This is a genomic window from Nonomuraea antri (assembly GCF_013283785.1).
GTDB classification, from domain to species: Bacteria; Actinomycetota; Actinomycetes; order Streptosporangiales; family Streptosporangiaceae; genus Nonomuraea; species Nonomuraea antri.
Genome location: NZ_JABCPZ010000102.1, coordinates 1 through 25,057 on the forward strand (window position 1 = coordinate 1; position 25,057 = coordinate 25,057).

21 protein-coding genes are annotated in these 25,057 nt (G+C 73.4%); 17 read left to right on the forward strand and 4 right to left on the reverse strand.

Features of this window, described 5'->3' with window-relative positions; translation table 11 throughout:
• From HII36_RS29140 to HII36_RS29155, 4 genes are all read left to right on the forward strand, one after another.
• Window positions 1-1,043 (forward strand): WD40 repeat domain-containing protein (locus HII36_RS29140; protein ID WP_217370106.1); only part of this gene is annotated, 1,043 nt, incomplete at its 5' end.
• 20 nt (window positions 1,044-1,063) lie between these two features.
• Window positions 1,064-3,220, forward strand: a complete 2,157-nt coding sequence (locus tag HII36_RS29145; RefSeq protein WP_173526472.1) for a protein kinase domain-containing protein — start codon at window positions 1,064-1,066, stop codon at window positions 3,218-3,220.
• Between the two features lie 205 nt (window positions 3,221-3,425).
• Window positions 3,426-4,559 (forward strand): GDSL-type esterase/lipase family protein, encoded by a 1,134-nt coding sequence (locus HII36_RS29150; protein WP_173526473.1) that lies wholly within the window; start codon window positions 3,426-3,428, stop codon window positions 4,557-4,559.
• 137 nt (window positions 4,560-4,696) lie between these two features.
• Window positions 4,697-6,169 carry a serine hydrolase domain-containing protein gene (locus HII36_RS29155; RefSeq protein ID WP_173526474.1) on the forward strand — a complete coding sequence of 491 codons (1,473 nt, stop codon included), beginning with the start codon at window positions 4,697-4,699 and terminating at the stop codon, window positions 6,167-6,169.
• A gap of 120 nt (window positions 6,170-6,289) precedes the next feature.
• Here HII36_RS29155 and HII36_RS59285 read toward each other — a convergent pair whose 3' ends face one another.
• Complete coding sequence (locus HII36_RS59285; RefSeq protein ID WP_173526475.1) at window positions 6,290-7,027, reverse strand: helix-turn-helix domain-containing protein; 738 nt, start codon at window positions 7,025-7,027, stop codon at window positions 6,290-6,292.
• 148 nt (window positions 7,028-7,175) lie between these two features.
• Between HII36_RS59285 and HII36_RS29165 the strand changes: the two genes are divergently transcribed.
• Together HII36_RS29165 and HII36_RS29170 are read left to right on the forward strand one after the other, a co-directional pair.
• Complete coding sequence (locus HII36_RS29165; protein ID WP_173526476.1) at window positions 7,176-8,387, forward strand: cytochrome P450; 1,212 nt, start codon at window positions 7,176-7,178, stop codon at window positions 8,385-8,387.
• Between the two features lie 79 nt (window positions 8,388-8,466).
• Window positions 8,467-8,652: a DUF4236 domain-containing protein gene (locus HII36_RS29170; protein ID WP_173526477.1), complete on the forward strand. Its 186-nt coding sequence runs from the start codon at window positions 8,467-8,469 to the stop codon at window positions 8,650-8,652.
• Between the two features lie 205 nt (window positions 8,653-8,857).
• Here HII36_RS29170 and HII36_RS29175 read toward each other — a convergent pair whose 3' ends face one another.
• Window positions 8,858-9,217 carry a hypothetical protein gene (locus tag HII36_RS29175; protein WP_173526478.1) on the reverse strand — a complete coding sequence of 120 codons (360 nt, stop codon included), beginning with the start codon at window positions 9,215-9,217 and terminating at the stop codon, window positions 8,858-8,860.
• 287 nt (window positions 9,218-9,504) lie between these two features.
• Here HII36_RS29175 and HII36_RS29180 point away from each other — a divergent pair, with 287 nt between their 5' ends.
• On the forward strand, window positions 9,505-10,584 hold the full coding sequence (locus tag HII36_RS29180) for a threonine aldolase family protein (protein WP_217370107.1): 1,080 nt from the start codon (window positions 9,505-9,507) through the stop codon (window positions 10,582-10,584).
• A 23-nt stretch (window positions 10,585-10,607) separates the two neighbouring features.
• Here the strand turns inward: HII36_RS29180 and HII36_RS29185 are convergent, their stop codons facing one another.
• Window positions 10,608-11,276, reverse strand: a complete 669-nt coding sequence (locus tag HII36_RS29185) for a hypothetical protein (protein WP_173526480.1) — start codon at window positions 11,274-11,276, stop codon at window positions 10,608-10,610.
• A 194-nt stretch (window positions 11,277-11,470) separates the two neighbouring features.
• Here HII36_RS29185 and HII36_RS29190 point away from each other — a divergent pair, with 194 nt between their 5' ends.
• From HII36_RS29190 to HII36_RS29205, 4 genes are all read left to right on the forward strand, one after another.
• Complete coding sequence (locus HII36_RS29190) at window positions 11,471-11,905, forward strand: ribonuclease domain-containing protein (protein ID WP_173526481.1); 435 nt, start codon at window positions 11,471-11,473, stop codon at window positions 11,903-11,905.
• A gap of 7 nt (window positions 11,906-11,912) precedes the next feature.
• Complete coding sequence (locus tag HII36_RS29195; protein ID WP_173526482.1) at window positions 11,913-12,380, forward strand: barstar family protein; 468 nt, start codon at window positions 11,913-11,915, stop codon at window positions 12,378-12,380.
• A gap of 120 nt (window positions 12,381-12,500) precedes the next feature.
• Window positions 12,501-13,517 carry an alpha/beta fold hydrolase gene (locus HII36_RS29200; protein ID WP_173526483.1) on the forward strand — a complete coding sequence of 339 codons (1,017 nt, stop codon included), beginning with the start codon at window positions 12,501-12,503 and terminating at the stop codon, window positions 13,515-13,517.
• 128 nt (window positions 13,518-13,645) lie between these two features.
• The gene (locus HII36_RS29205) at window positions 13,646-17,113 is read left to right on the forward strand and encodes an AfsR/SARP family transcriptional regulator (protein WP_173526484.1); all 3,468 of its coding nucleotides are present in this window, start codon (window positions 13,646-13,648) and stop codon (window positions 17,111-17,113) included.
• Window positions 17,114-17,289: 176 nt separating this feature from the next.
• Here the strand turns inward: HII36_RS29205 and HII36_RS29210 are convergent, their stop codons facing one another.
• Window positions 17,290-17,946 (reverse strand): hypothetical protein, encoded by a 657-nt coding sequence (locus HII36_RS29210; protein WP_173526485.1) that lies wholly within the window; start codon window positions 17,944-17,946, stop codon window positions 17,290-17,292.
• Between the two features lie 155 nt (window positions 17,947-18,101).
• Between HII36_RS29210 and HII36_RS29215 the strand changes: the two genes are divergently transcribed.
• From HII36_RS29215 to HII36_RS29240, 6 genes are all read left to right on the forward strand, one after another.
• On the forward strand, window positions 18,102-20,165 hold the full coding sequence (locus HII36_RS29215) for a sensor histidine kinase (protein WP_173526486.1): 2,064 nt from the start codon (window positions 18,102-18,104) through the stop codon (window positions 20,163-20,165).
• Window positions 20,143-20,793 (forward strand): response regulator transcription factor, encoded by a 651-nt coding sequence (locus tag HII36_RS29220; RefSeq protein ID WP_173526487.1) that lies wholly within the window; start codon window positions 20,143-20,145, stop codon window positions 20,791-20,793. The genes HII36_RS29215 and HII36_RS29220 overlap by 23 nt, the downstream gene beginning before the upstream one ends.
• A 77-nt stretch (window positions 20,794-20,870) precedes the next feature.
• Entirely contained in the window at window positions 20,871-22,556 is a 1,686-nt protein-coding gene (locus HII36_RS29225; RefSeq protein WP_173526488.1) for an NACHT domain-containing protein, read from the forward strand.
• 465 nt (window positions 22,557-23,021) lie between these two features.
• Window positions 23,022-23,357: an ArsR/SmtB family transcription factor gene (locus HII36_RS29230; RefSeq protein ID WP_173526489.1), complete on the forward strand. Its 336-nt coding sequence runs from the start codon at window positions 23,022-23,024 to the stop codon at window positions 23,355-23,357.
• Window positions 23,358-23,367: 10 nt separating this feature from the next.
• Window positions 23,368-23,913, forward strand: a complete 546-nt coding sequence (locus HII36_RS29235; protein ID WP_173526490.1) for a GNAT family N-acetyltransferase — start codon at window positions 23,368-23,370, stop codon at window positions 23,911-23,913.
• 219 nt (window positions 23,914-24,132) lie between these two features.
• Window positions 24,133-25,008 carry a helix-turn-helix transcriptional regulator gene (locus HII36_RS29240; protein ID WP_173526491.1) on the forward strand — a complete coding sequence of 292 codons (876 nt, stop codon included), beginning with the start codon at window positions 24,133-24,135 and terminating at the stop codon, window positions 25,006-25,008.
• Window positions 25,009-25,057: the final 49 nt, after the last annotated feature.

Genomic DNA, 25,057 nt, shown 5'->3' on the forward strand with positions numbered 1-25,057 from the left:
AGTCCCCCACGTCCACCCCCACCAGAACAGCACCCTCCGCGGCCGGGTGGACGCCGCGTACCCCGGCGCCCGCACAGTCGCCTCCCGCCAAGGGCGCCCCGGTGGCGTTGCCCGGCGGGCTGGGGACCGCGTACGAGGATCCCGCCGACGCCGTACGCCTGGCCTACCTCCGGGCCGGCCAGAACCGGGCGTATGCCCGCGACCCGCGCACCGGCGCCTTCGCCGACATCGGACCGCACACCGTGGTCGCCGAGCCGTCGCCGGACGGGCGCTGGCTGGCCTGGTTCAACACCTTGTACGCCGCCTCGTCCGACCACCTGGCCCTGTCCTTCCACGACCGGCTGACCGGTGAGCGGTTCAGTGTGCCGGTGTTGCGTCCGCCGTACCAGAGCCTGACGCCGGCCTGGTCGCGGGACGGCACGAAGGTGCTCCTGTCGGCCCAGCGCTACGAGCGGTTCGGGGACAAGGACGTCCCGGTCACCGTGGGCTACGTGATCGTCGACGTGGCCGCGCGTACGGCCAGGTTCGTGGCCACCGGCGACGCGCTGGAGGTACGGCAGGCGGCCCGCGCGGCGGCCGGGAAGCTGGACCCGTCCAGGTACTACTCCGAGTACCGGTGGGCGCCCGACGGGCGGACGGTGGCGGCCAGGTTCCTGACCGCCGAGTGGGGGCACGGCGTGCGTTTCCGTGACGCCGAGTCCGGCCGGGTGACGCGCATGATGCACTGGGTGGGGCAGGCGCAGGGGCTCACCGACTGGTTCTCGCCCAGCGGGCGGCGGTTCGTGACCAGCGGTTGCGCCGCCTACCTCGCCGCGTGCGTGTGGCGGACGTCCGACGGCTCCAGGGAGGCCACCGTCCGGGTCCCGACCGGCGCGACGACCCTGGGCTGGTACGACGACCGCCACCTCATCCACCTGGTGCCGGACGGCGAGAGTCGGCGCCGGGTGGTCGTGGTCGATCTGTCGGGCAAGCGGGTCAGGACGCTGGCCGAGCTGCGGGTGCCCGACGAGGCGGTGGTCGACCTGCGTTACGGCCCAGGATGAGCGGCCCGACGAGCGGCCCGATGAGCGGCCCGACGAGCGGCAGGGTGAGCGGCGGGGTGAGTGGCCGGGGCCGCATCAGCAACCGGGTGACCGCCGATCCGCTGCTGCCCGGCGATCCCGGCCTGGTCGACGGCTACGTGGTGCGCGGACGGCTGGGCGCGGGCGGCCAGGGCGTCGTCTACCTGGCCGAGGACCCCGAAGGCCGGCCGGTGGCGGTCAAGATGTTGCGGGTCCCCGACGAGGAGTCGGCCGCGCTGCTGCGCCGCGAGGCGGAGGTGCTGCCTCGGATGGCCGCCTTCTGCACCGCCCAGGTGCTGGAGGTCGGCACGGCGGACGACGCGCCGTACGTGGTCAGCGAGTACATCGAGGGCCCCACCCTGCAGCAGGCGGTGGCCACGCGCGGGCCGCTGCGCGGGCGCGAGCTGCACCGGCTCGCGGTGGGCACGATCACCGCGCTGACCGCGATCCACCGGGCCGGGGTGGTGCACAGGGACTTCAAGCCGGGCAACGTCCTGCTCAGCCCGGAGGGTCCTCGGGTGATCGATTTCGGCATCGCACGGCCGGCCGGGGACTTGGCGGCGGGCGAGGAGATCGTGGGCACCCCGCCTTACATGGCGCCGGAGCAGTTCCGGCCGGGGGCGGCGGGCGCGGCGGCGGATCTGTTCGCGTGGGGGGCGACGATGGTGTTCGCGTCCTCGGGGAGCCCGCCGTTCGGGGTGGGTGATCTGCCCGCGCTGGTCAACCGGATCCTGCGCGACGAGCCCGACCTGGGGGCGCTCGACGGGGACCTGCGCGAGCTGGCCGCCGCGTGTCTGGCCAAGCGGGCGCGGGACCGTCCGGCGGCCCGCGAGGTGCTGCTACGCCTGCTCGGCCGCCCCACCGGCGGCCCCGGCACGCCCAACGCCGGCATCAGCGGGCCCACCTCCGACCCCGGCACGCCCGACGCCGACCCCGGCCGACCCACCCCCGACATCAACGGGTCCTCCGCCGACCACGGCGGGTCCATCGCCGACGTCAACCGGGCGTCCGCCTCCTCCGCCGCCCCAGGCCCGGATGAGGTGGACGACGCGCTCACCGCCGGTCGCGCCGTCGCGCTGTCCACGCCCGACCGGAATCCTCCCGCCCGCCGACATCCTCCCGCCCGTCGACATCCCTCCGACGATCGGCGCGAGCGGCCGCGAACACCGCGGGCGTGGCGGTCCCGGGCGGTGGCCGCGGTGGCGGCCGTGGTGGTCGCGGTCCTGGTCACGGCGAGCGTGGTGCTGTTCGCCGTCCAGCGGACGCCAGTGACCCTGGCCGTCCGGGGCCCGCTGGCCACGGACGCGCGTGCCGTCCCGGTGCCCGAGCTGGGCGCCACGCTGCACGAGCATCCGACGGATCCGCTGCGGCTGACCGCCTTCCTGCGCGGTTCGACGGCTCTCAGCGAGGGCCTGGCGTTCTCGGCCGGGCTGCGGGCAGCCTCCGGCGCGGGCTTCCAGCGGGTCGCCGCCCGCATGTTGCCGGTGGTCTCGCCGGACGGCACGGCGGTGGCGTACGTCCACGAGTCACCCGATCTGGCCGTCGAGCACGCCGGCGGGGTGCGTTTCACCCGGCGGGACCTGTCCGGCGAGTTCTGGGTGGATGCGGTGCGTCCGCCGCTCGCCGTGCGCCGGCCGTTGTGGTCGCCGGACGGCACGCGGGTGCTGGTCACGGTCTGGGACACCGCCGCCGGCGGCCGTACCACCGGGTTCGCCCTGGTGGATCCGGTGGCCCGAACCGCCTCCGTGATCTCCGCCCCGGCCGCCGAGGACTACGTCTGGGCCGGTGACCGGGCGGTCGCCCGCGCCCGGGGCACGGACCGGATCACCGTCCACGACCTGTCGGGGGCGGTGGTCAGGACGCTGACCGGCGTCAGGCAGCCGGAGGGCACGGTGCCGCTGTTCGCGCCCGACGGCCGCCTGGCCACCCTGTGCCCGGGGAGCGGCGACAGCGCCTGCGTGCTCGACGGCGTCACCGGCCGCCGTCTCGCCACCGTGCCGCTGCCGCCCGGCGGCCGGCTCTGGTTCTGGTACGGCGCCGACCACCTGGCGGTGTTCGCGCCGCCCCGGCTGCAGGCGATCGACCTGACGGGCCGGCCGGTGCGTGTGCTGGCCGAACTGCCGGGCGGCGCCTGGTCCACCCACTGGAGCGCCCGCTGACGGACACGGCCGCCGCCCGGGGAATCCCGATCACCGCCGGTCGGAAGTCCCGATCGCCACCCGCCCAGAAGTCCCGCTCACCGCCGGTCGGAAGTCCCGCTCACCGCCCGCCGGAAGTCCCGATCATTGCTCGGTCGGGAATCCCGATCATCGCCGCCCGGTTGACCCGGACATCGCCGTACGAGGATGAACGGGAGTGACGAGGATGGCCGGACAGTGGGTTGCGGGCTTCAGGTCCGCGGTGATCAGCCCGTTCGAGCAGATCAAGCTGGCGGAGCCGCGCGGCTTCCGCGACGAGACGGTACGTCAGACGCTGGTGCTGGCCGGGGGCGGCGAGCGGATCCGGGTACGGCTCACCAACCGCTACGGCCGCGACCCGCTGACCATCGGGGCCACGCGGGTCGCGCTACGCCGGGCGGAGGACGCGATCGTCCAGGAGACGACGCGCGAGGTGCGGTTCGGCGGCGCGGGCGAGGTGGTGATCCCGCCGGGTGGCGAGGTGGTCAGCGACCCGGTGGAGCTGGCCGTCGAGGCCGGCGCGGAGCTGGCGTTAAGCCTGCACCTGCCGGACGAGACCGGGCTCGCCACGTTCTCGCACCAGCCGGTCGAGACCGCGTACGTGGCGCGCGGGAACCAGGTGGACGCGCCGGCGCTGCCCGGTGCGGACGAGGTCGTCGCCCGCTTCTACGTCTCAGGCGTGGACGTGTCGGCCCCGGACGGCACCGCGATCGCGGTGGCGTTCGGCGACTCCTGGTTCGAGGGTGTGGGCACCACGATCGGGGCGAACCAGCGGTCGGTGGACGCGCTGAACGCGCGGCTGAAGCGCGGCTGGGTGGTCAACCAGGGCATCGCGGGGAACCGGCTGCTGGTCGGCGAGATCGGCGAGCACGCCCTGGCCCGGCTGGAGCGGGACGCGCTGTCGGTGCCCGGCGTGTCACACGTGCTGGTGCATTTCGGGATCAACGACCTGGGCCTGCCCGGGATGGCGGGCGAGCCGCCGGCCACGTCCGACGACCTGATCGCCGGGTTCGCCGAGCTGGCCGGACGCGTCCGCGGGGCGGGGCTGAAGGTCCTGGTCGCCACCATCGGGCCGTTCGCCGGGGCGATCTATCCGGGGGTCAGCACGCCGGAGGGGCTGGCCGTGCGCCGCGTGGTGAACGAGTGGATCCGCGTCGGCGACGGGTTCGACGGCGTCTTCGACGTCGCACGAGCCGTCCAGAACCCGGACGATCCCGACTTCATCCACCCGGACTTCGACAGCGGCGACGGCATGCATCTCAACGACGCCGGCGCCCGCGCGATGGCCGAGTCGGTGAACCTGGCCGATCTGGGCTGGTGACCAGGGCGGAGGCCGTGTCAGCGCCGTGTCAGCGGCTGCGGCGATCGTTCTTCCCGTAACGAGCGGACGGGGGACGCGGGCCGATCAGGGGCCCGCGTCCGGACGATCCCGGCCGCGACACGGGAGGAGCGACGGCGATGCCGCAGGAAAAGATCGCGCAGGAGAAGACCGCACAGGAGAAGGTGCCGCAAGAGGAGTTGTCGCAGGCAGAGCTGTCACAAGCAGAGCTGTCACAGGCGGAATTGTCGGCCTTCGTGGCGGAGGCGGCCGAGGAGTTCGGGATCCCGGGCGTGGCCGTCGGCGTGCTGGCCGGCGGCCTGGAGCTCACCGCCTGCCACGGCGTGACGAGCCTGGACAACCCGCTGCCGGTGACGGACACGACGCTGTTCCACCTGGCCTCGGTGACCAAGACGTTCACCGCGACCGCGCTGATGCGGCTGGTCGCCGAGGGCGCGGTGGAGCTGGACGCGCCGGTGCGCCGCTACGTCCCCGAGCTGAGACTCGCCGACGAGCGGGCCGCGGCCGAGATCACCGTGCTGAACCTGCTCAACCACACCTCCGGCCTGGACTGGAACCTGGTCGAGGACGGCGACGGCGACGGGGACGGGTCGCTGGCCGCGTTCGTGGCGAAGATGGCGAAACTGCCGCAGCTCACGCCGCCCGGCGCCCGCGCCTCCTACAGCCAGGCCGGCTACAACCTGGCCGGACGGGTCGTCGAGAAGGTCACCGGGCTGCCCTTCGAGCAGGCCGTCGCCTCGCTCGTGCTGAAGCCGACCGGGCTGGACGGCACCTTCTTCGACCCGGACGACATCATGGTCCGCCGCTTCGCCGTGGGCCACAACCGCGACGACGACGGACGGCTGCGGTTCGCCCGGCCGTGGACGTCGTGGCGGGCCGGCACGCACGGCGACAACCCCGGCGGGGGCATCGCGTCCTCGGTGCGCGACCTGCTGCGCTGGGCCAGGTTCCACCTCGGCACGGGTGACGGCGTGCTGCCCGCCGACCTGCTGCACCGGATGCGGGAGCGCACGGTCGAGCTGCGCGGCAGCACGCTGGGCGACGGGTTCGGCATCTGCTGGTTCCTGCGGGACGTGGGCGGCCTGCGCGCGATCGGGCACGGCGGATCGGGCAACGGCCAGTTCGCCGAGCTGCTGCTGGTGCCGGAACGCGACTTCGCCGTCGTCTCCCTGGCCAACGCGGGGCCGGACGGCTACCGCTTCAACCAGGCCGTCGTCCGCTGGGCGCTGGAGCACTGCCTCGGCGTGGCCGAGCGTGACCCGGAGCCGATCCCGTACGAGGCGGCGCGGGCCCGCGAGGTCGCCGGACGTTACACGAACGACGTGATGAACCTCGACATCGAGACCGACGGGTCGCGGCTCACGCTCGCGGTGGGGATCAAGCCGGAGATCCGCGGGTCGGCGAACACCGACATGCCCCCGGACTACCCACCGGCCGCCATGGGCTTCCTGCCCGGCGACGGCGACGAGTACATCCTGGTCGAGGGCGGGCTGACGGGGCAGCGCGGCTTCTTCTCCCGCGGCAGCGACGGCGCGATCACCGGCGTCGACCTGGCCGGCCGCCTCTTCACCCGGCTCACGCCCTCCTCATGAGCCCGCACAAAACCGGGGGTCGCGCACGTCCGGGGGCGGGCTTCACAGGACCGGAGCCGACTTCACGGGACCGGAGCCGACTTCACGGGCCAGAACGGACTTCACGGGCCGGGACGGACTTCACGGGCCGGGACGGACTTCACGACCGGAGCCGACTTCCGGGGCCGGGGCCGGGGCCGGCGGCATCGGCATCAGGTGCCGCCAGCGCTCGGCCGACTCCAGCGTGTCGAGGCTGATCCGCTCCAGGAACGCCCCCGCCCCGGCCAGCCGCCGCCCCACGGGCGTGTCGAGCCCGGCCGTCTCCCCCGCCGCCATCGTGACCGCGGCCGCCTCGAGTGTCTGCCAGGAGCTGGTCACCATGGCGTGGTACCAGGTGTCGTCGTCGACCACGTAGATGTCGCGCCGCCGCCGCTGGTCGCGTTCGCGCCTGATCATCCCCTGCTGGATCAGGTAGGTGACGGCGGTTGAGACGGACGCCGGGCTGACCCGCAGCCGGCGCGCCAGCTCGGCCGCGCTGAGCCGGCCGGTCTCCGACAGCAACAGGTCGATGAGCACCCGCGCGGTCATCCGCGGCAGCCCCATCCTGACCGCCATCTCGACGACCTCGGCCTGCGCCGCGTCGGCGGGCACGCCGGCCCCGGACGGGGGCGCCGGCGTGCCGCGCCTGGCCCGCCGCTCCGTCGCCCGGTGCGCCTGCTCGGGACGGTATCCGCCGGGGCCGCCGTTGCGGCCGATCTCCCTGCTGATCGTCGAGGTCGGACGGTCGAGCCGCCGGGCGATCTCGGCGTAGGAGAGCCGTTCGGCGAGCCCGGCCGCGATGCGGCGGCGCTCCTGCTGGGTCAGCCTTCCTCCTGGCACGACGCCATTATTGCGTTCGAGCCCTTCCCATTGCAACGAACCATTGCATTCGGATTCATCGTCATTGCATCAATATCCCTGGCTCCACCTGGGATTACACCAACACATCGATTGACAGTCATTTTCCGAGCAACGTAGCTTTCAAGACATGTCGAACACGTACTATCGCGACGAGCCGATCGTCGCCCCGTCCTTCGACCGGGCGCCCTCCTGCCCCTTCGACCCGCCGCCCGAGGTCACCGCGGTGCGCGCCGAGCAGCCGATCGCCCGCCTGGCCACGCCCGCCGGCGCCCCCGGCGTGTGGCTGGTCACCGGGCACGCGCTGATCAGGCAGATCCTGGCCGACCCGCGCTTCAGCTCGCGCTACGAGACCCAGTACCACCCGCTGCTGGGCGACCGCATGCCGCCCGCCCCCGTCGGCGACCTGACCGGCATGGACGCGCCGGAGCACACCCGCTTCCGCCGGCTGCTCGCGGGCAAGTTCACCGTCCGCAGGATGAACCTGCTCACCGAGCGGGTCACCGAGATCACCAGGGAACGGCTGGACGCGATGGAGCGGCAGGGGCCGCCGGCCGACCTCGTCGAGGTGTTCGCCCAGCCCGTCCCGGCGCTGATGATCTGCGAGCTGCTCGGCGTCCCGTACGAGGAGCGCGTGCGGTTCCAGGACCAGACGCGCGTGCTCGCGGACGCCGGGTCCCCCGAGGAGCAGTACGCCGCGTTCGTCCAGCTCGGCGACTACCTGCGCGAACTCGCGCTCGCCAAGCGCGCGCGACCGACCGACGACCTGCTCAGCGACCTGGCCACCGGCGGCGACCTGTCCGACGAGGAGCTGGGCGGCGTGGCCGCCTTCCTGCTCGGCGCCGGGCTCGACACCACCGCCAACATGATCGCGCTCGGCACGTTCGCTCTGCTGCGCGACCCTGCGCAGTTCGCCGCCCTGCGCGACGATCCGGGACTGGCCGACGGCGCCGTGGAGGAACTGCTGCGTTACCTGTCGATCGCCACCACCGGCATGCGCGGCGTGCTGGCGGACGTCGAACTCGGCGACCGGCGGCTCCAGGCCGGTGACACGGTCATCCTCGCGGTCAACGCCGCCAACCGCGACCCGGCCAAGTTCCCCGACCCCGACACGCTCGACCTGCGCCGCCAGGCCGGCGGGCATCTGGCGTTCGGGCACGGCATCCACCAGTGCCTCGGCCAGCAGCTCGCCCGCGTCGAGTTGCGCGTCGCGCTGCCCGCGCTGCTCACCAGGTTCCCTTCGCTGCGGCTCGCGGTGCCGCCGGACGAGGTGCCGCTGCGCGCCGACCCCACCCAGATCTACGGCGTGCTCAGCCTCCCCGTCACCTGGGACCGGGGATGACCCGTCACCCGGGATCGGGGATGAGACGCGCTTTTCCGGGTAGCCCACGGTTTTCGCGACTTCGATGGAGGAATGCGAAATGGGCTGGAGCTACCGGAAGTCCCTCAAGTTCGGGCCGTTCCGGCTGAACCTGTCCCGCCGCGGCGTGGGGCACAGCTGGGGCAACCGACTCTTCCGGGTGACGAGGACCGCGGACGGCCGCCGAACCCTCTCGGTCAACCTGCCCGGCGGCTTCCACTGGCGCAAGACCCTCGGCAACCGCTGACCCGCGTCCCCCGGCCTCCGGCGTGGTGCCGGGGCCGGGGCCCGCACCGGCCGCCGACCTGGTGAAACCCATGGTCCCGGCCCTGACGCACCGGCCGCCACGCGACGTTGTGACGCCAGGCCAGGACGGGCCCGCAGGCTCATCATCCGCACCGGCACACGACCGACCCTAAGACTCGGCTTCATCGTCGAGCCCACTGCCCGGGTCAGCGCAGCCAGCGCAGGGCCGCGTCGGCGCATTCCTCCGGGCTGGTGTTGAACGCGATGGCCGCGCCCGGCGCGTGCTGCCTGACCAGGTTGACCACCTTCTCGAACAGCGGCAGCAACGGCTCGTGCGTGCGGATGCCGCCGCCGATCACCACGCAGGCGTGTTCTTCGCGGGTCAGCGCGGCCACGATCTCCCCTTCCGGGTCGTCGTCGAGCGCCACCAGACACCAGTCGGCCGTGATGCCGAGGTCGGTGAAGCGGGCCCGGCCGCGCGCGAGCGCCGCCTGGACCGGTTCCGGGTCCCACCCCTCGAGCTTGGTGGGGTCGAGGCCGATCACCAGCACTCGTGCCGTTGTCACGTGTCCTCCTTCCCGTGACGCGTCCGCGTGCGGGCCGGGTGCGGCGGGGTCGCCGATCTCCCGGACGGGCGTCACCCCGATCCTGCCACGCCGGACGGCGGGACGGACCGCTCCCGCCGACCGCCCGCGGCACACCACCTCACCCGCCAAGAGCTCCGTGCACCACCGCCTCACCCTCCAAGAGCTCCGCACACCACCCGGCCCACCAAGGACGGCGAGCCCGCATCGACTACCCTGCCGTGACACCCCCTGCGCGGGCATCGGCCGCGATGACGAAGGAGACGTTCATGTCCGACTCCAGCCGGCCGGTGCGGCGGTCACTGTTCCTGCACGCGCCGACCCGACGGGCGCCGCGCGTCATGCTGGAGCGGATGCTGGCCCTGGTGGACGACGACACCCCGCCCGACGGCCCGCACGGCCCGGTCGCCGTGCTGGAGCGGCGGCTGGCCGAGCTGCTGGGCAAGGAGCGCGCACTGTTCTTCCCCAGCGGCACGATGGCCCAGCAGACCGCGCTGCGCGTGCACGCCGACCGGCGCGGGCACCGCACGTTCGCCGCCCACCCGCACTCCCACCTGGACGTGTGGGAGGAGCAGGGGTACAACGCCGTCCACGGCCTGCGGTTCCGCCGTACCGGTGACCCGCACGAGCTGATGCGAGCCGCGGACCTGGCCGCGATCGGCGAGCCGCTGGCGGCGGCCGTCTGGGAGTTGCCGCAGCGCGACCTCGGCGGCCTGCTGCCCGAGTGGGACGACCTGCGCGAGCAGGTCGCGCTGGTACGTGCCACCGGCGCCGCCGCGCATCTCGACGGCGCCCGGCTGTGGGAGGCCCAGACCTACTACCGGCGGCCGTTCGCCGAGATCGCCGGCCTGTTCGACACCGTCTACGTCTCCCTCTACAAGAGCCTGCAGGGCGTGCGCGGCGCGGTCCTCGCCTCCGACGCGGCCACCGTGGCGGCGGCCGGGGTGTGGCGGCAGCGGCTCGGCGGCGGCATCGGCGACGCGTGGCCGCTCGCCCTGGCCGCACTGGTCCACCTCGACACCCTGGCCGACGAGATGCCCGCCTACCGGGAGCACGCGATCGCCATCGCCGCCGCGATCAACGCGGACGGCGTCGCCTTGGCACACCCCGACCCGCCGCAGACGCCGCTGTTCCACGTCCACCTGCCGGTGCCCAGGCAGGACGCCGAGCGGGCCGGCGCGGAACTGCTCGCCGAGCACGGGGTCCAGCTCTGGGGACGGGTGCGCTCGGCGTCCGTGCCCGGCCGGTGCTCGTTCGAGGTCAGCGTCGGCGAGAACGCCATGGAGTTCACCCCTGACGAGGTGGTCGCCCTCCTCCGCGACCTGGTCGCCCGCGCACGGCCGGCGTGACCGGCCGGCATCCGGGCTCTGGGTCAGGGCTCGGTGAGCGGCTGTTCCCTGCTCAGCGTCAGCCCGTGCTCGTCGGCGTAGGCGCGCCGGCACAGGCCGTGGCAGAAGCCGTACACGACGCCGTCGTGCACCAGGGTGAGCGTGTCGTCGCCGAAGTCCACGGGCATGCCGCAGATCGGGTCGATCAGCTTGCCTTGCGCGGGGACGGGCTCCGGCCGGTCCGAGGCGCCGTCGCGGTAGCCGCGTGAGACGAACTCGGTGAGATCCATGCTGCTCATGGCCTTGCCGTGGATGCCGACGCCGCCCTCGGTGATGCCGTCGACCAGGACGATCGCGTGCGGTTCCCGTCGCACCCGCTCGGGGTCGCGCCCGGCCGCCCGCTCGGTCTCCGCCAGGACGCCGGTGACGATCTCCACGACGTGCTCGGCCATCTCCTTGCGCCACGAGGCCGGGACGGTGACGCGCACCAGGTAACGCGGCGGATCGGCGGGGTCGGCGGCCGGGCGGGCGCCCAGCACCCAGGTGCTCGGCTCGTGCAGGAGCACCTGGCTGATGGTGCGCTGGGCGTCGATGATCTCGATGGCGTGGCCGTCCTCCTGGGCCATCAGCTCGTCGATGAGCCGCCGCCCCAGCGTCTGACGCTCCTCTTCGCACAACACGCCCCTGGGCAGGAAGACCTCGATCAGCAACATTCCGCGTTCACCCCTTCGACCGGATTCCCGACACCTCCCCACGATGCCCGGGAGGGGTATGGGCGGCATCCGGCGAGGGAAGCATCCTTTTCCTACTGCGGAGGAAGTAGGCGCAGACGGCTGTCACCTTCCCGCCACTTATGCCACCTGCCAGGCATTATTACTCTTAGTAGTTAATAGCTACACTGAGTAGCATGACGTCCATCGAGGAAGGATCAACGCGCATGCGTCCCCGCCTGCCGGCGCGGCTCGCCGCCGTGCTGGCCACCGCCGTCTCCCTGACCTGCCTGGCCCAGGCCACAACCCCCGCCCCCGTCCACGCTCAGGTCTACGACTCCTGCGCGCTCCCCGGCTGCGACGACGCCCGCAGGGCGCTCTCCGTCTGGGCGAGCAAGGGCTACCCGGCGAACAGAGGGTGGCATCCCTGGCCCGGCGGGCAGCACAACTACAGCGGCGGCCGGTTCTTCGACCACGAGCGCCAATTGCCCGGCGGCCGCGCCTACCAGGAGTTCGACATCTATCCACGGCAGCGCGGCGCCCACCGCGACGCCCACCGCATCGTCATGGACACCGGCACCAGCGTCACCTGGTACAGCCCCGACCACTACCGCAACTTCCACCGCCTGTAGCGGCCTGATGAGCAGCGGCCGTCCGCTCCCCTCCTGGCTGGGCATCACCACCGGCCCCGCCCCCGGCGACAGCGCGGCGGCGACCCTGGACGGACACGCCTGCCGCACCACGCCCGCGCTCCTGCGGCACCTCGCGTCCGCCCTGCGCCTGCCCGCCTACTTCGGCGGCAACTGGGACGCCCTCACCGACAGCCTCCGCGACATCACCAGCAACCCGCACGACGTCTCCGGCAGCTCGCGCGACGTCACCGCGGCCGGGCCGAGGCCGGGGGCCGTGGCGGTGGCGGTGCGGCACGCCGAACACCTGCTCGGCGACGAACCCCCCGATCAGCTCGCCACGCTGCTGGCCGTCGTCGCCGACGCCGCGGGCACGTCCGAACCGCCGGCGCTGACGCTGACCCTGCACACGGACCCCGCCCACCGCGATTCGCTCCGCCACCGAATCGACGCCGCCCTGGCCCTCCAGCAGCGCTAGCGAATGACGTGCAACCCGGGCGGCCGGGGGGGTGAACCGGATCACACGCCGCACCTGTCACAGGGCCGCGCACTCGCCCGTCCGGAGGGGTGGACCAGCCACCGACCCCGAAGGATGACCATGGCCCACCTCGACGACCTCACCCCGTCCACCACCGGAAAGGACGTCACTCAGACCCGGACACCTATGCCCCGCAGGCGGCGGTGGCCCCGGGCGGTGGCCGCCGTCCTGGCGTCGCTGATGGCCGTGGCGCTGTTCGGCGCGTACGGCTGGCACCCGCCCGAAGACGGCCGCGCCTTCCGATCGCCGTACCTGGCCCAGGTCGGCTCCCGCTACGCCGAGACCCCGATCGCCCGCTTCCACTACGTCCAGGACGGTTCGGGCAGCCCGGTGATCCTGCTGTCGCCCGGCGGCACGTCGGTCATCGGCTGGAAGGACCAGGTGCCGGCGCTGGCCCGCGACCACACCGTGTACGTCGTCGACCTGCCCGGCCAGGGCTACACCACGCTCAAGGACCCCGGCTTCGCCTACGACCTGGACGCCATGGTCGCCGCCGTCGGATCGTTCATGGACGCCGTCGGCGTGCCGCGGGCCGCGCTGGCGGGCAACTCGTGGAGCGGCGGCTGGGCGCTGGCCTTCGCCCAGCGGCACCCGGACCGCGTCACCAAGCTCGCCCTGCTGGACGCCACCGGACTGGACCTGCCCGGCACCTGGATGTGGGAATCGCTGAAGATCCCCGTCGTCGGGGAGCTGGCGGTGAAGCTGTCCACCGGCAGGTCGACCGTCCGCGGGCTGGCCGAGGGCATGATGGTCAACAAGGAACGCGTCACCGACCGGCTCCTGGACGAATGGTGGGCCCCGATGACCTTCCACGACAACATCCGCGCCACCTACCTGCTGGAACGCCGTCTCGACTGGTCGGCGACCGAACGCGCGCTGCCCGGCACCAACACGCCGGCCCTGGTGCTGTGGGGCGCGCAGGACGAGGTCCAGCCGGTCGAGCGGGCGCGCCGATTCGCCGAGCTGCTGCCCGACGTCCGGCTGCACGTCCTGGACGGCTGCGGCCACGCGCCCCAGCTCGACTGCCCGGAACCGGTCAACCGCCACCTCCGGGACTTCTTCGCCGACGCCCGCTGACGCGCGCCCGGCCGCCCCGCGAGCCAGGCCGATTCCCAGTTTTCTGCAAGTCGTCTCGGCCAGGCTCTGATCGCTCATTCTGATCAAGCGGATAAGTGATGACGGTGCGATTCCACGTTCTGGGACCGATGGAGGTCCACGACGCCGACGGCGACCCGGTGTACCTGGGCGGGCCGCGCCCGCGCGCGGTGCTGGCCCGGCTGCTGGCCGCCCAGGGGTCCGCGGTCTCCACCGGGACGTTGATCGACGACGTCTACGGGTACGCGGCGCCGCCGAGCGCGCTGTCCTCGATGCACTCGTACGTGTGCAAGCTGCGCCGGGCGATCGAGCCCGACCGTGGCCGCCGGGCCCGGCCGCGGCTGCTGATCGCGCGCCCGCCGGGCTACCTGCTCGCCGCCGACGACGTGGACGCCGTCCGCTTCGCCGAGCTGGTGCGCCGGGCCGAGGTCCGGGCGTCCGAGGAGGCGCTCGCCGTACTGGACCAGGCGTTGCGGCTGTGGCGCGGCGCGGCGTACGAGGAGTTCCTGAACGAGCCGTGGGCGTTCGCCGAGTCGACCCGTCTGGACGAGCTGCGGCTGACGGCGGTGGAACGGCGCGCGGAGGTGCTGCTCGACCTGGGCCGGCCGCAGCCGCTCATCGCCGAGCTGGAGGCCGAGACCGCCGCGAACCCGCTGCGTGAACGCCTGTGGCGCCTGCTCGCGCTGGCGCTGTACCGCACCGGACGCCAGGCCGAGTCGCTGGCCGTGCTGCGCAAGGCGGCGAAACTGCTGTCGGACGAGCTCGGCCTCGACCCGTGGCCCGAGCTGCGGTCGCTGGAGAAGGACATCCTGCGCCAGGCCGACTGGCTCGCCCCGGCCGGCACCGGCACACCACTCACCGTCACCCCTCCCCCGCCGTCCCCACCGGACCCCCTGGACGGGCTGGACGGGCTGCACGGGCGTGACGCGCAGCTCGCCGAGCTGGCCGCGCTGCCCGCACGCGCCACGCGCGTCGGGTTCGCGGCGGCCACGGTCAGCGGCGAGCCGGGGATCGGCAAGACGCGGCTGCTGGAGGCGTTCGGCGAGCACTGCGCGCGCGGCCTCGGGCACCTCGTGCTCTGGGGACGCTGCCTCGACGGCGCCGGCACGCCCGCGCTGTCGCCGTGGACGCAGGTCTTCGACGTGCTGGACCAGCACTGCCCGCCGCCGGACCGGCCGGCCGGGCTGTTCGACGTCCCGGCGGGTCCCGGCGATTCGGCCGACGCGCTGGTGCTGCGCAGAAATCGGGCACTGGCCGACCGGCTCGTGTCCGCCTCGCGCGTCCGGCCGCTGGTGATCGTCCTGGACGACCTGCAGTGGGCCGACACCGCGTCGCTGGACCTGCTGCGTTACCTGGTCACGTCGCTGCGCGGCGGCGCCGTCACGCTCGTCACCGCGTTCAGGACGGGCACCGAGGACGTACTCGGCCGGCTGGTCCGCTACGACCTGCTGCGGCTACCGCTGTCCGGGATCGGGCCGGAGGCGGTACGAGCCATCGGCGCCGACCTCGGCGTCCAGCTGGACACCGCCAGCTGCGCCCGGATGGCGGAACGCACCGGCGGCAACCCGTTCTTCCTGCGCGAGAGCATCGCGATGCTGAACGCCGACCCGGCCGTGGACCTGGCCGTGGACGAGCTTCCCGCCGCGGTCAGCGAGGTGGTGCGGCTGCGGCTCGACGCGCTGGCCGAGGCCAGGCGGCCGCTGGAGGTGGCGGCGCTGATCGGCAACGAGTTCGACCCGTCCGTGGTGGCACGGGTCGCAGGAGAGAAGTCCTACGACCTCCTCGACCAGGCCGTACGCGCGGGCCTACTGATCGCGAACAAAGGCACCAGCCAGACCGGAGGCCAGGACGGGCACTCGCGCGGGCGCTGGGCCTCACTCGAAGACGGAAACCCGCTCGCATACGGCGGCTCGCTCGGAGGGGGCGGCTCGTTGGCGGGTTCGGGGGCTGGGGCGGTGACGCTGGCGTTCGTTCATGACCTGGTGCGGGAGGCGCTCGTACGCGAGTTGCCGCCGCTGCGCCGGGCGACCGTGCATCGGGATCTCGCCGCCGTGCTGGCCGAGCGGCCGGCGACCGATGTGGCGGTGATCGCGCATCACGCCGTCCAGGCCGGGCCTGCCGCGTGTGCGGAGGCGGTGCGCTGGGCTGGAGCAGCGGCCGGGCAGGCGGAGTTACGCCTGGCCTACGCCGAGTCCGCCGCCTGGCTCGGACGCGCCATCATCGCGCACAACGCCAGGGGCGGTTCGGCGGCCGAGCTCGTGGAGCTGCTGCTCCGGCAGGTGCGCGCGCTGCTCGCGGCCGGCGAGCCCGTCGGCGCCCGCCATGCCAGACAGGCCGCCATCCAGGTGGCCGATCGCCTCGACGACGGCGAAGAACTGGTCGTCCGGGCACTGACCGCGCTCGACGCCCCGTCGCTGTGGACGCTGCGAGACCCGTACGGCGAGATTGACCGGCTGGTCGTGCACCGCTTCGAGACGGCGCTGCGCGAGCGGCCCGAGTCCGACGACCCGGAGCGTGCGATGCTCCTGGCCGGACTCGCCCAGGAACTCGGCGACCATAGCGGCGCCCCACCCACCGGCCCGCCCTCGGATCCGCACCTCGCCCCACACCCGGACCCGAACACCAGCGGATCGGCGGCGCGGGCTGGGGAGTTGTCGGCGCGGGCGGTGGCGATGGCTCGGCGGCTGGGCGACCCGGCTCTGCTGCGGCGTGCGCTCAACGCCAGGCATCTGGCGCTGCCCCAGCCGCCGCACGTGCCCGAGCTGACGGCGATCGCGGCCGAGTTGCACGAGTTGTCGGCGGACGCGCCGGGCTTCGAGCTGCTGGCGTCCATGATGGACACGCACAACCGGCTGGAGATGTTCGACGTGGCCGGCGCCGACCGGGCGGCCGCCCGCTGCGACCTGCTGCTCGAACGGCTCGCGCTGCCGTGGCCGCGTTTCCAGCACACGCTGTGGCGGGCGGGCAGGCTGGTGCTCGACGGCCGGTTCGACGAGGCCGCCACCTGGTACGCCGACGCCGCCGGGCAGGCGGAGCACCTGGGCATCTGGCATGCCGCCGCAGCGGTGACCACGGGCCGCGTCCTGATGCACCATCACCAGGGCACGATGGCGGAAGCGGGCCCGCTCGTGGACGCGATCGGCGGCGTGCATCCGACGCTCGACCGTGCCACCCGCATCCTGCAGCTCGTCGCCCAGGGCCGCGTGGTCGAGGCGCGCGGGCTGGACGATCGGCTCACCGCGCAGCCGCCGCTCGACTGGTCGTGGTTGTCGACGACCTGCCTGCGGGCCGCCGCCGCGGCGTCGCTCGGCCGTGTGCCCGAGTGCCGTGCGCTGTACGAGGCGCTGCTGCCCTTCCACGGCCGGATCACCGTCGTGTCCGCGTGCATCTGGGCCGGGCCGGTGGACTGGTACCTGGCGCTGCTGGCCGAGGCGATGGGGAACCGGGACGCGGCGGCCCGGCATCTGAGCGCGCTCGAAGGGCTGGCGGAGACGGGCGGGCTCACCTGGTGGCGACGGCGGGCCGCCGAGTCCAGGCTCCGGCTCGCCGACGCCTGGGACCTGCTCATCCGCCGATGACACCCGGCTGTCCCCCCGGTGAGGCCCTAACCCCCCGCCGATGCCGCGCCGGCGATCCGCTGATGACGCATCGCCGCTGGTCGGGCCGCCCGTCCCCCGTGGCGGGCGGCCCGAACGTCGCGGCCGCTCAGCGTTCCGGCCGGGTCAGCGCAGCGAGCGGACCAGCGCACCCCGCCTCAGGCCGGACGGGTCGTGCCGCGCCAGTCGGCGTCCGTCATGCGCAGCACGTGCAGCCCCAGCCACCCATAAGCGAGCAGGTGCAGCAGCGAGCCGATCGACTGCACGGCCGGCGCCTGCTGCATGGTCACGAACGGCACCACGGTGCCCGCCAGCGCGGCGACCGGCACCCACCACGGCGCGATCTTGACCACGGCCACCGTGACGAGCAGCGTGACCAGGCCGAGGTGCAGCAGGAAGCCGGGCAGCAGCATGCCGTACACGAAGCCCCACAGCCCGTTGGCCTGCTTGATCACGGCCGTGGCCTGGGCATCGGACAGCGACTGGGCCAGGGCCAGGTCGTAGAAGTCGGTGGTGAACAGGGTCAGGCCGCACCCGGCGCCGATCAGCCCGAGCGCCGCGCCGATCCCGCTGGCACGGGGCGCGCGCTCGCGCAGCAGGTGGGCCAGCGCCAGGACGACCGGAATGAGGGCGAGCGCCGCCCACACGTAGAGCAGGCCGCTGACCTGCACCCGGGTCGCGTTGGCCCGGAAGATCGCCGGGTCGTGCTCGGCGCCGGGAGGCGAGGTGAAGAAGGCCAGGAACTCCAGCACCGGCCAGGCGAACAGGGCGATACCGGCGACGACTCGGCGGAACGTATCAGGATTTTTCAGCACCCGTTCACCAAACCGGTGATCCGTCCCGGCCCGCCCGGGGCGGACACCCCGCCCGGCCGGGAGGAATGTCCCTCATGTCCTGGGACATCGTCCCGTGAGACCTGGGCCGAAGGACGGGTACGGTGTGGCGACCAGCCGGGCTCGGGAGGGGACGCATGGTGCGGGTGGCGGGTGCCGCGTGGTGGTGGTGCGGGGCGACGGCGGCGCTGGTGGCCACGGCCGTCACGCTGGCCTTCGCCAACGGCACCGGCCCGGCCGCGGTGCTGCACCTGCTCTTCGTGATCGCGTGCGCGCTGGTCGGCGGTCTCATCTGCGCCCGGCGTCCCGGTCACATGGTGGGCCGGCTGCTCGCCGCGGCCGCCTTCTGCTTCGCGCTGTACGAGGCCTGCGGGCACTACGCGATTCTCGGCCTGATCACCCATCCCGGGCTGCCGCTGGCCGGGGCGCTGGCCTGGCCGCAGACCTGGCTGTGGGTGCCGGCCAACCTGTCGGTGACCCTGATCCCGCTGTTCTTCCCCGGCGGGCGGCTGGCCACGGCCGCGTTACGTCCGCTGATCGCGGGGTCCGTGGCGGTGGCGGCCGTCGTGGCCGTGGTGAGCGCGTTGCGTCCGGGCGAGAACGAGCAGGTCGGGCTGGGCAACGGGGTGCCCAACCCGCTCGGCGTGCCGGCCCTGGCCACCGTCGCGCCGGTCGCGGAGGCGGCGCTGAGCGTCCTGTTCCCGCTGGTGTTCCTGGCGGGCGCGGCGGACCTGGGCAGGCGGGTGCTGCGCAGCCGCGGCCCGGAACGCCGCCAGGTCGCCTGGCTGCTGTACGGGGCCGGGCTGGAGACGGTGGTGATCGGGGCCAGGCTGGCGGCGGGGCTGACCGACGACGTCCCCGGCGCGCTGTGGCCCGCCCACGACCCGGTGTGGGAGCTGATCGCCGCCGTCGGCGCGACCCTCATCCCGGTCGCCATCTGCGTGGCCATCCTGCGGCACCGGCTCTTCGACATCGACCTGGTGATCAACAGGACGCTGGTCTACGGCCTGCTGTCCGGCTGCGTGACAGGCGGTTACGTGCTCGTCGTCGGCTACCTGGGCGCGGTGTTCCCCGCCGCGGGCCTGCCCGTCTCCGTGCTGGCCGCGGCGCTGGTGGCACTGGCGTTCGCGCCGTTGCGGCAGTGGCTGCAGGGCTGGGTCAACCTGCTCACCTACGGCGAGCGCGACGACCCCTACGCGGCGCTCACCCGGCTGGGACGCCGGTTGGAGAGCACGTCCGACCCGGGCGGCGTCCTGCCGGAGGCGGCGCGGTCGATCGCCGAGGCGTTGCGGCTGCCGTACGCGGCGGTGGAGACGGCGCAGGGCGCCCGCTACGCCTACGGCGCCGCGAGCGCGGGTCCCGACCCGGTACGGCTGCCGCTGACCCACAACGGCGAGCGGGCCGGCGCGCTGGTGCTCGCGCCCCGGCCGGGCGAGTCCGGATTCGGCGCCCGTGACCAGCGCGTCCTGGACGACCTGGCCAGGCAGGTCGCGGTGGCCGTGCACGCGGTACGTCTGTCGGCCGACCTGCGGCGCTCGCGGGAGCGGCTGGTGATGGCCCGCGAGGAGGAGCGGCGCCGGCTGCGCCGCGACCTGCACGACGGGCTCGGGCCGACCCTGGCCGCGCTGACCATGCGGGCCGAGGCGGCGGCCGACCTGATCAGCGACGAGCGGGCGCGGCACGTGCTGGCGGAGATCGTCAGCGACGCCGAGAACGCGCTGGGCAGCGTGCGCACCATCATCGAGGGGCTGCGCCCGCCCGCGCTGGACTCCCTGGGGCTGGCCGGGGCGCTGCGCGCACACGCCGCCAGGCACCCGTCAGGCGTGCGGGTGGACGTGCACGCCCCCGACGACCTGCCCCCGCTGCCGGCCGCCACCGAGGTCGCCGCCTACCGGATCGCCGGCGAGGCGCTGACGAACGCCTACCGGCACGCCGGAGCCACCCGCGCCCGGCTGCGGCTGGAGGTGGTGGGCACCCGGCTGACGCTGGAGATCTGCGACGACGGCCGCGGCATCCGTCCTGGCGACCCCGGAGCGCGGACGGCGGGGTCGGGGGTCGGCCTGGCGTCGATGGCGGAACGCGCCGCCGAGTTGGGCGGAACCTGCACGATCGACGACAATCCGGCGGGAGGGACCCGCGTCAGGGTGGAGCTGCCCGCGGCCGAGGAAGGACACGGCGATGATCAGGATCTTGGTGGTTGACGACCATCCGGGCTTCCGCGCGGGACTGCGCACCCTGCTGGCCACGGACACCGGGATCGAGATCGGCGACGAGGCGGGCAACGGTGAGCAGGCGCTCGCCCTGGTGGGGCAGGTGCAGCCGGACGTCGTCCTGATGGATCTGGACATGCCCGGCATGGGAGGCATCGCGGCGACCAAGCGGATCACCCGCGACCACCCGCACATCCCGGTGCTCGTGCTCAGCATGTCGGACGACGACGACTCGGTGTTCGCCGCCATGCGCGCCGGCGCCCGGGGGTACGTGCTCAAGGGCGCGCGCAAGGCCGAACTCGTCCGGTCGGTCGAGGCGGTGGCGGAGGGCGGCGCCGTCTTCGGCCCGGCCCTGGCCGCCCGCCTGTCCGGCTACTTCTCCCCCGCGGAGCGCGGGCACTCCCCCGGCGAGCGCGGCGAGCCCGCGCTGCCCGGCCTGACCCCGCGCGAGCAGGAGATACTCGGCCTGATCGCCAGGCACCTGACGAACCCGGAGATCGCGCTGCGGCTCGGGCTGAGCCAGAAGACGGTACGCAACCACGTCTCGGCCGTCTTCGCCAAGCTCCAGGTGGCCGACCGCGCGCAGGCGATCATGCGGGCCAGGGAGACGGGCCTCTGACGGCGGCGGGACGTCAGCGCCCAAGGCTCCTCGGACTTCCGGTTCCGCGTAACGGTGTCCTGCCGTCGGCTCGGACCGTGGTGGCCGACCGTGTGCTCATCGCCGACGGCACCCCGATGATCAAGCTGGAGGACTTCGACGACGCGCAGATCGCCGAGTGGCTGAACCGCTGGAACCAGGTCAACGCGGCCGCGTCGGCGGCCGGGCTGACGCGGCCGCTCCCGGTCGGCTCGCCACTCGGCGGCCACGAACTGGCCAGACAGCCCCTGCTGCTCCTCATGCTCGCCCTGTACGCCTCCGACCCGGCCGCCCCGCCGATCGACACGGTCATGTCGACGAGCGCGCTGTACCGGCTGCTGGTGACCGAGTTCGCGCGCCGGGAGGCGAAGAAGTCCGCGTCCGCGGTGCCGTTGAGCGAGAAGGTCGTCGCCGCGGCGGCCAAGGAGCACCTGTGGCGGCTGACCGTGGCGGCGTTCGCCATGGTGAACCGGGGCCGCCAGGACATCACCGACGCCGAGCTGGGCGCGGATCTGATCGCGCTGGAGGAGCGTCCGATGGAGGCCGCCGACGTGGCCGAGATCGGGCGTGACCTGGTGGGCCGCTTCTTCTTCGTGCACCGGGCCGAGGCGCGTACCGGCAACGACGACGCGGTACGCCGCTGCTACGAGTTCCTGCACGCCACGTTCGGCGAGTACCTGGTGGCCGAGCACCTCGTCAAGGCCCTGCGCACGCTGGCCGCCATCCGCTCGCTCGGCGGCGGTCCGGTGGACGACGGCCTGCTGCACGCGTTGTCGTCACATCAGCCGCTCAGCGATCGTCCCCAGATCCTCGCCTTCGCCGCCGAGCTGTTCGGCGAGCTGGGTGAAGCCGACCGGGAGCAGGTCACGGGCCTGCTGGAGGAGCTGGCCGCCGTCGTCAGGCACCGCCACGACACCGGACGGCACGCCTCCTACCGGCCCACGCCGCTGGACCGGGTACGGCACATGGCGGCGTACTCGCTGAACCTGGTCCTGCTGCGGGTGCTCATGGCGGGTGCGGAGGGGGTCGAGATCGCCGCGGTGTGCGGGGACGCGGATCCCGGGCCCGCCTGGCGCTCGACGGTGGCGCTGTGGACGGCGGGGCTCGCCCCGGAGCAGCTCGGCGGGGTGACCGCGGCGCTGGCCAACCAGGACGGTTTCTTGGAAATGGGCATCCCATCCCGGTGGGAGCCGCCATTCCGCGAGATCGGCCTGGCCCGCCTGAGTGGTGACGAAAAGCTGGAGCGACGGCTGAGATTCGGCCTGGGATTCTCCGATGACGCCTTCCACCTACAACGTGACGATCCTTGGCACGAGACCATGGCGTCCTGGATCTTCCCGGCCATGTTCTCCTCTGGCGGCGGGTACGACCTGCTCGATCCCGATCCGGGCACTCCGCCGGAGATTGTCGCGTCGGTGGCCCGTCTCGTCGACAGGCTGCTGCTCCTGCACGGCCACCGGTGGTATGGGAACAGCCTGGCCCTGTTGCGTAGCCGGCTCAGCCTCGGCTCTCAACTCCCTCCCGACTCGGATCGTCCCCACGTCGCCGTCCTGCTCTCCCTGGCGGCCCGGCTGGCCGAGAATCCCGGGCTCGCCCGCGCGCTCGGCGACGCGTCCGGCCTGTCCCCGGATTCGCCTCATCGGCTGAACGACATCCAGTTGGACGTGCTCCACGACATCATCAAGATGTTCCGCTGGCCGGACGACACCGCGCTGCTCGACGCGATCCGCGGCACACCCTCATGAGGGTGTCGGTTCGGCGTGGGCAGGTGCGGCGTCCTGCGGGGACGCTCGCACCTGTCGTTCGATTCCCCGGGTCTCGGGAGGCAGGTCGAGACCGTCGGAACCGCTTTTCCGGGTCCAGGGCGCGAAACGCTTCTTCGTCACCCGGGCCCCTTCGGGTCACGCACTTCCAAATCGGGCCGATCGAAGGGCGTCGACGGTTAACGGTTGCCTGAGCATGGATTCCTCCAGCTGCTCTTCCTGCCCTTTCGCCTCTCATCGTGGCTTATCGCGGTGGGGAAACGTCAACACAAGCAGCCAAGATTCTTCACGACCGGCGCATTCCGCTTTCGCGTTTAAACCGCCGGCGGTAATCGCCTGACGAAAGCGCACACCGGCGCGGGTGAGGTCTTTAGCAAGAATTCCGCTCCGACGTCGCCGTCCGGGGAATTGCCATGACCGGGCTTCATCGACTATCGTCGATGGGCGATGAATGAGGAGCAGGAGCCGCTGCCACGTGCGGCGGCCGAAGAGTACGCGGGCTGGTTCAAGGCACTGGCCGACGCCACCCGGATCCAGATCGTGTCACTGCTGGCCCGGCGGCGGACGCCGATGAGCGTGGGCGAGATCGTGGCCGCGTCGGGCGTGGGCCAGTCGACCGTGTCGCACCACCTGAAGATCCTGGCCGAGGTGCGGTTCGTGCTGGTCGAACGGCAGGGCACGTCCAGCCTGTACCGGATCAACGAGGCGTGCGTGAGCTGCTTCCCGACGGCCGCCGACGTGGTGATGGGCCGCCCGGTCCCGGCGACGCCCACCTGCGAGTGAAGGAGCGGTCATGACGCGTGACGTCCAGTCGATCGAGCCGGGCGGCCCGGGCGTGGAGATCAGGCCGATGCGCGAGTCGGACGCGGCCCAGGTCCTGGCCATCTACCAGGCGGGACTGGACACCGGGCAGGCCAGTTTCGAGACCACCGCGCCGAGCTGGGCGGGTTTCACCGCGGGGAAGCCGCCCCACCTGCGTCACGTGGCCGCCGACCCCGGCACCGGCCTGGTGCTGGGCTGGGTGGCCGCCGCGCCGGTGTCGTCCAGGTGCGTGTACGCCGGGGTCGTGGAGCACAGCGTGTACGTCCACCCCGGGTGTCAGGCGCACGGCATCGGCCGCGCGCTGCTGAGCACGCTCATCAAGGCGAGCGAGGACGCCGGCGTCTGGACCATCCAGTCGGGCGTCTTCCCCGAGAACGCGGCCAGCCTGGCGTTGCACCGGGCGCTCGGTTTCCGGGTCGTCGGCACCAGGGAACGGCTCGGCCGCCACCGTGGCGTGTGGCGGGACGTCCTGCTGATCGAACGCCGCAGCGACGTGATCGGCGAAGACACCCCCTGACCGAGGTCGGACGACGGGGCCGAACGCTGCTCCTGGCCCACCGGTCGCCCAGGAGCAGCGCATCGGCCATGGCCAGTCGGGCCGGAGCGCGGCGTGCCGGGCGGCCGGCCGCTTCAGGTCTGCTACCTCGATCTCCATTGAGGTACCCGGCTCAGGTCAAACCGCGTTCCGTGCCGGGATACGCTCCGAAGACGTCCGCGGGCGTGGAAGGGCGGTGTGATGTCGCATCCCTGGCGCGGCTGGTGCCTGCTGCGGCCCGGCCTCCTGCTCTACGGCGGGACGGTCGGCAGCAACGAGTTGCACGCGCATCACGCGGTCCAGCTGATCGTCGCCGGTGAGCCCTTCACCATGGCCGACGCCCAGGGCGGGCGGCTGACCACGCGGATCGCCGTGATCCCGCCCGACATCGGGCACACGGTGCTCGACGGGGCTCGCGAGGCGCTGCTCGTCCACCTGGATCCGCGCAGCTCGCCGGGCCGCGCCCTGCTCGCCAGGTCCGGGGCGGGGACACGGGCGTCGTCCTGGTCCGGCGCCGCCCCCGAGGTCGCGCCAGCCCCTGTCCCGAACGAACCCGGACACCCGCACCTGCACCAGCGCCCGCACCCGCACCCGCACCCGCACCCGCACCCGAGCGGCGGCCGAGGGGGGATCCGGCCGCTCATGTTCGCCGCCCCACCGGCCGACCACGCGCGCTCGGCCGAGGCGACCGCCGCGCTGCGGGTCCTCGAGGAGTGGAGCGGCCACGGCGACGCCGCGGACGTCCTGCCACACCCGTCCGTGGAGGCGGCGATCGCGCTGATCCCCACGCTCCTGCGCGGCGGGCCGGTGCGGCTGCGGGCGGTGGCCGACGCGGTCCACCTGTCGCCGAGCCGGCTGGCGCACCTGTTCAGCGCGCATGTGGGGATCCCGCTGCGGCCCTACGTACGGTGGCTGCGGCTGCGCCGGGCGATCGACCGGGTGGCCGCGGGCGAGACGCTGACGGCGGCCGCGCACACCGCCGGGTTCACCGACGGCCCGCACTTCACCCGGGCCTTCCGCCGCACGTTCGGCAACACGCCCTCCGAACTCGCCGCCGCCATCGACTGGCTCCCCTGACCCCGAGCCCGCCGCCCGCGATCGACGCCTGCCCCGGCCCCCGACCACC